Below are 6,056 nucleotides of genomic sequence, written 5' to 3' on the forward strand. Positions count from 1 at the left end.
GCCCATGCCTGCAGGATTCACCGCCGGCGATTTCTACTACCTGCTGCCCGAGTTCGTGCTGACGGGCGGGAGCCTGCTGCTGCTCGGCGCCGACGCGCTGCTGCGCGGCCAGCACCGTCGGCTGCTGGCGTGGATCACGATCCTGACCCTGGCTGCCACCGGCGCGGCGCTCGTGCCCTTCGCCGCGGCGAACGTGACCATCGCGCGCGGCCTGCTCGCGGTGGACACCTTCGCGTTCTTTTTCAAGGTGCTCTTCCTCTTCGCGGCGCTGCTCTCGGTGCTGATGTCCATGAAGTTCCTGGAGGTCGAAGGGGTGCGCCCCGGGGAGTACTACTTCCTCGTGCTGTGCGCCACGCTCGGCATGATGATCGTGGCCGGCGGGATCGACCTCATCACGATCTTCATCGGCCTCGAGACAATGGCGATCTCGTTCTACGTCCTGGCGGGGTACCTGAAGCCGGACCGGCGGTCGAACGAGGCCGCCGTCAAATATTTCCTGCTCGGCACGTTCTCGGTCGGCATCCTCCTGTACGGCATGTCGATCCTGTACGGGCTCACCGGCACCACGCAGCTGCGCGCGATCGCCGAAGCCCTCGCGACCGGGAAGGGGAGCGTGCTCCTCGCGCTCGCCTGCGTGCTCATCGTCGCGGGCATCGGCTTCAAGATCGCCGCGGTGCCGTTCCACATGTGGGCGCCGGACGTGTACGAGGGTTCGCCGACGCCGATTGCCGCATTCCTCTCGGTCGGCTCGAAGGCGGCGTCCTTCGCGATGCTGCTCAGGATCTTCGTCGAGGCGCTGCCGGCGTTCAGCCGCGGCGGCCTGGGCGAGTGGTTCGGCAACCCGCTCGGCTGGACGACGTTCTTCTACGTGCTGTCGGTGGTCACGATGACGGTCGGCAACCTCGCCGCGCTGACGCAGACCAACATGAAGCGGCTGCTCGCGTACTCCTCGATCGCGCACGCGGGGTACGTCCTGATCGGCATCGTCTCGATCGCGTCGGGATCCACGCGCGGCATCACCGCGACGCTCGTGTACCTGTTCATCTATGCCTTGATGCAGCTCGGCGCGTTCGCCATCGTCGTGATGATGCGACGCGCCGACGCGATTGGCGACGAGCTGAAGGACCTGAGCGGGCTGTACTTCCGGCACCCGGCGGCGGCGCTGGCGATGCTGCTCTTCATGCTGTCGCTCGGCGGGATTCCGCCCACCGCCGGCTTCATGGGCAAGTTCTGGGTGTTCGGCGCGGCGATCGAAGCGGGCTACGTGTGGCTGGCGGTGATCGGCGTGCTGAACAGCGCGATCTCCCTCTACTACTACATCCGTGTGGTCGTCTTCATGTTCATCAACGAAGAGGCGATCGGCTCCTCGCCGAGCCTGTCGCCGGCGCTTGCCGCGGTGCTGGTCGTCGCCGCGGCGGGCACGCTGCTTTTCGGGATGTACCCGGCGCCGCTCTTCGATCTCGCCGAGGCCTCGGCGGCCACGCTGGGGCGGGCGGGAGCGGCGCTGACGCTGGTGCGCTAGTGTCCCGAACCCTGAACCCTAATCAGACTACACTCTGCGTGTGCCCTCCGGCCGCGAGCAGCGCATTTCCACCATCAAGGCCATCGGTGCGTTGAGCACGGTTGGGTTCTCGTTCGTCCTGGCGATCGTGCTCGGCGTCGCGGGCGGGTACTATCTGGATCGCTGGCTGGGGACGAGTCCCTGGCTGTTCATGCTGGGGTTCCTCTTCGGCCTGGCGGCGGGCGTGCTGAACGTCGTCCGCACTTCCCGCAAGTTCCTGAAGTGAGCCCGGCGATCTCCATGGCCTCTGAGAACGGCCTGCTCGCCCGCATTCGCAGGAACACGGCGATCTCCTGTGCCGCGATCGCCCTGCTTGCCCTCGCGCTGGATCCCGAACGTCCTCGCGCCGCCCTCGGCGTGCTCGGCGGCGGCGTGCTCGTCGCCATCAGCTATGTCGCAATCGCGCGCACGATCGGTGTGTTCATGCCGGCAGCCGGCGCGCCCATCGCCGCTAACCGCGGGCGAGAACGCGCGTTGGCGCTGCTGTTCTTCGCTTCCCACTACGCTTTACTGGCTTTCGCGGCGTACGTTATGATTGCTCGTTTGCGGCTGCACCCCATCGGTCTGCTGGGGGGCGTCACATCGATTGTGCTGGCCGTGGCCGCCGAAGCGGTGCGTCCGGCCGGACACCGGTAACGATTTCGCGCACGTAGATGGGCAACCTCCACCACGAACTCTGGATCGTCGGCGTGTTCAACCGGCTCTTTGGCGGTCTCGTCGCCGCCCTGCTGGCGCCCTTCGGCCGCCACGTCGATCCCGCGCATGCGATCCCTGATTACCTGGTGATGGCGATCCTGATTGTCGCCTTCGTCACCGTGCTGTCGCTGCTCGTGCGCTCGCGCCTGAGCGTGGACAATCCGGGCAGGCTGCAGATCGTGATGGAGGATGCCATCGGCGCCGTCGGCGGCCTCCTGGACGAGTGGATCGGCCGCAACGGCCGGCGCTACCTGCCGCTCATCGCCACGCTGGGCATCTTCATCCTGCTGGGAAACTACGCCGGCCTGGTGCCTGGCCTCATGGCGCCGACGAGCAACATCAACGTCACGCTCGGCTGCGCGCTCACGATCTGGGTCTACTATCACATGCAGGGCATCAGGGAGCAGGGGGCGGTCGCCTACTTCAAGCACTTCGCCGTGCCCCCGGGCTCGCCGGTGTTCATCGCGCCGATCATGCTGCCGATCGAGCTGATCAGCCACCTCTCGCGCGTGATGTCGCTGTCGCTGCGGCTCTTCGGCAACATCTTCGGCGAAGAGCTCGTCATCCTCATTCTCTTCAGCATCATCCCGTTTCTCGTGCCCCTGCCGATGATGCTGCTCGGTCTGGTGACCGGCGGGCTGCAGGCGTTCATCTTCGTCCTGCTGTCGGTCATCTATCTCTCCGGCGCGGTGGCCGTGGAGCACGACGAGGCGGGGCACATCGGCGAGCACCACACGGCGGGGCAGGCCAACGGCCACGACTCGATCGTCGTGGCGTAATTCGAGATGACCGATTTCCCGATTACCGTTTACCGATAGGCACTGATTCAGGAGGATAGTGGTTGTGAGCAAACGTTTCGTGCTGACCCTTGCGGTGACGCTGATGGCGGCGGGCGCCGTCTCGCCGGTCTTCGCGCAGGAAGCCGCGGCCGCCGGCGGCGGAGCTGACGTCGCGCGCTGGTCGATCATTACCGCCGGCTTCGCGCTGGCGATCGCGGCCGCCTTCGGCGCGCTCGCACAGGCCCGCGGCCTGAGCGCCGCGGCCGAGGGGATCGCGCGCAACCCGAGCGCGGCCGGCGAGATCCGCGGCGTGCTGATTCTCGGTCTCGTCCTGATCGAGTCGCTCGTCATCTACGTGCTGCTGATCTCGCTCATCCTCTTCTTCATCAAGCCCTTCGCCGCCTAGGCGGCGGGTTCAGAGTGCTCGGTTCGGCCGTGCCGGGTTCGGTTCGCGGTTCTGAGTTCGGTTCACGTGCACTCGGACGTGCACCCGGAACCGAACCCTGCACCCGGAACCGAACCCAGCACGTTGAGCCCAGCACCTGGAACCGTATGGATCTCCTGTTGCTCCTCATGTCCCTCATCTGGGGGAGCAACTACACCATCATCAAATCCGCCTTCGACGAGATGCCGCCGCAGCCCTTCAACGCGCTGCGGATGATCGTGGCCTCGGTCGTGTTCCTCGTCGCGATCGCGATCGCGCGACGGTACAAGAAGCCGTCCATCTTCTACACCCCGGCGCCGGTCACCCGCCGCGACTGGCTCGCGCTGTTCGGGCTGGCCGTCGTCGGCCACTTCCTGTACCAGTTGTCGTTTGTCGGCGGGCTCTCCCGCACGAGCGTCGCGAACAGCTCGCTGATCCTCGCGATCACCCCGGTCGCGATCGCCGCGATCAACGCGTTTCGCGGGCACGAGCGTGTTGGCCGGTGGCACTGGCTGGGCGCGCTGATGTCGATCGGCGGAATCTATCTTGTCGTCGGGACCGGCGCGGCGCTCCACGTGCAATCGCTCACCGGGGACCTGCTGATGCTCGGCGGCGTCGGCTGCTGGGCCGTGTATACCGTGGGCGCCGGCCGCCTGATGGCGCGCCACTCGCCGCTCGGCGTGACCGGGGTGTCCATGGCGCTCGGCACGGCCCTGTACGTCCCGGCGGTGTCGCCGCAGTTCTGGCACGTGGAGTGGTCCGCCGTGAGCGCCATCACGTGGTTCTCGCTCGTGTACTCGGCGATCTTCGCCATCGGCGTCGCCTACATGATCTGGTACACGGCCGTGCAGAAGATCGGCGGAACGCGCACGTCGATGTACTCGAACCTGGTGCCGATGGTGGCGCTGGCCGTGGCGGTCCTGTGGCGCGGTGAGCCGCTCGGCCGACCGAAGCTGGCCGGCGCAGCGCTCGTCCTCGCGGGCGTCGCCATCACGCGCGCCGCTGCGCACTTGAAGGCCGCGCCGGCGCAGGAGTAGGCGTGCTACCCTGTACCCGGGCCGTGAAAGACCACTATTTCTCGCAGCACGCCGTCGAGCTTAGAGCCGACCTCGGCCGCGCGATCTCCCGCGAGCAGATGCGCGAGCTGCACCGCAAGAGCCCGGCGCGGCACCTGGCCGTCGCCGCGCGGCAGTTCGGGATTCTGGCAGCCTGCACCTGGGCGCTGGTGCGCTTCAGCCACCCGGTGGTCTGGATCCCCCTCGCCGTCGTGCAGGGCTTCACCATCTTCAATTTCACGGTTCTCCTGCACGAGGTCGTGCACCACGCGGTGTTCGAGAGACGTCGCCCACGGCTGGAACGTCTGCTGGGATGGCTGTACGCCGTGCCGAGCGGCATCTCGGCAAGCCAGTTCACCCGCTGGCACCTGGACCACCACGCGGAGCTCGGATCGGAGGAAGACGATCCGAAACGGCATCATCTCTCGCCGAAAATCAACGCGCGCTGGTACAAGCTGCTCTACGCGACCCCCGTGCTGTTTCCGATGTATTTCCGAGCGGCCCGCCTGGAGTCGGCAACCTATCCAACCGAGTTGCAGCGCACCATCGCGCTCGAGCGCCGCGTGGCGATTGTCGCGCACCTTTCGGCTGTCGCGCTCCTCTGGTACTTCCTCGGGCTCGGCGCTGCGGTCCGCGCGCATGTCGTGCCTGTCTTCTTCATCTTCCCGATCGCCTTCACGCTCAACCGGCTCGGGCAGCACTACGACATCGATCCCGGGGATCCCGCGAAGTGGGGAACGTTGATGAAGGGAAGCTGGTTCTGGGACTTCGCGTTCCTGAACTCCAACTACCATCTCGAACACCACTATTTCCCGGGCGTGCCGTTCTATCGCCTGCCCGCTCTGCAGCGAGCGCTCGTACCCTTCTACGAAATGAAGCACATGCGCTGGCAGACCTACTCCGGCCTCGTGTACGGATGGCTGATCCAGAACCAGAAACCGCACACGAACTGGACCGCGCAGGGGGCCGGCGCGCCCACCTCGTCCAAGCAGCTCCAGCTCCAGAAACGGTAACTGTGTAAGAACTACCAGAATTGTCGCTGTACGCGTGCCAGGCCTGCCGTTCGTATTGCCGTAAGTGACTGACCCAATGTCGTTTGTTGTTTGACCGCCGTAGGCATCGACCTTGCGGTACCGCAGGGCTGGAGGGAACTCATGAAACTCGAGAAGTTCGTGTGGACCGGCATCGCGGCCCTGGTGGCACTCTGCATCGGCACCGCGCCGATCGCCGCGAAGCCCGGGGCGCCGAAGTCGGGCGCGGCGAAAACCACCGCCGTGAAGCCCTCGAGCCCCAAGCCGGCGACGATCAAGACGACCACCGTCAAGCAGACGACCGTCAAGTCGCACGGCATGAAGCCGACCACGAGCGGTCCAAAGGTGAAAGCCACGAGCAGCCCGAAGACGACCACCTCTGCCACAGCCAGGTCGGTCAAAGCGGCCAAGGCCACCACGACCACCACGACCACCACGACGGCAAACACGACAACCACGACAACTGGAACGACGACCGGCGGAACGACCGAGACCACCGCGCCACTGTCC

General features: G+C 66.2%; 8 protein-coding genes. All 8 read left to right on the top strand.

Annotated elements, in window-relative coordinates; genetic code table 11:
- The first annotated feature begins 4 nt into the window (after positions 1-4).
- Positions 5-1,522 carry an NADH-quinone oxidoreductase subunit N gene (locus HYU53_00105; GenBank protein MBI2219595.1) on the top strand — a complete coding sequence of 506 codons (1,518 nt, stop codon included), beginning with the start codon at positions 5-7 and terminating at the stop codon, positions 1,520-1,522.
- Between the two features lie 64 nt (positions 1,523-1,586).
- Positions 1,587-1,787, top strand: coding sequence for an AtpZ/AtpI family protein (locus HYU53_00110; protein ID MBI2219596.1), 201 nt, complete (start codon positions 1,587-1,589; stop codon positions 1,785-1,787).
- Complete coding sequence (locus HYU53_00115) at positions 1,784-2,197, top strand: hypothetical protein (GenBank protein ID MBI2219597.1); 414 nt, start codon at positions 1,784-1,786, stop codon at positions 2,195-2,197. Before HYU53_00110 ends, HYU53_00115 begins: the two co-directional genes overlap by 4 nt.
- A gap of 17 nt (positions 2,198-2,214) precedes the next feature.
- The gene (atpB, locus tag HYU53_00120; protein MBI2219598.1) at positions 2,215-3,036 is read left to right on the top strand and encodes a F0F1 ATP synthase subunit A; all 822 of its coding nucleotides are present in this window, start codon (positions 2,215-2,217) and stop codon (positions 3,034-3,036) included.
- Positions 3,037-3,100: 64 nt separating this feature from the next.
- Positions 3,101-3,442, top strand: a complete 342-nt coding sequence (locus HYU53_00125; GenBank protein MBI2219599.1) for an ATP synthase F0 subunit C — start codon at positions 3,101-3,103, stop codon at positions 3,440-3,442.
- A 158-nt stretch (positions 3,443-3,600) separates the two neighbouring features.
- Complete coding sequence (locus HYU53_00130; protein MBI2219600.1) at positions 3,601-4,497, top strand: DMT family transporter; 897 nt, start codon at positions 3,601-3,603, stop codon at positions 4,495-4,497.
- Positions 4,498-4,520: 23 nt separating this feature from the next.
- Positions 4,521-5,528, top strand: coding sequence for a fatty acid desaturase (locus tag HYU53_00135; GenBank protein ID MBI2219601.1), 1,008 nt, complete (start codon positions 4,521-4,523; stop codon positions 5,526-5,528).
- Between the two features lie 141 nt (positions 5,529-5,669).
- A partial coding sequence (locus tag HYU53_00140) for a hypothetical protein (protein ID MBI2219602.1) occupies positions 5,670-6,056 on the top strand: 387 nt, incomplete at its 3' end.

Source organism: Acidobacteriota bacterium (assembly GCA_016184105.1).
In the GTDB taxonomy this organism is placed as follows: Bacteria; Acidobacteriota; Vicinamibacteria; order Vicinamibacterales; family 2-12-FULL-66-21; genus JACPDI01.

Bases quoted from the DNA above. Each gene is read 5' to 3' on its own strand.
- HYU53_00105 (MBI2219595.1), top strand. From the start codon at position 5: ATGCCTGCAGGATTCACCGCCGGCGATTTCTACTACCTGCTGCCCGAG.
- atpB (MBI2219598.1), top strand. From the start codon at position 2,215: ATGGGCAACCTCCACCACGAACTCTGGATCGTCGGCGTGTTCAACCGG.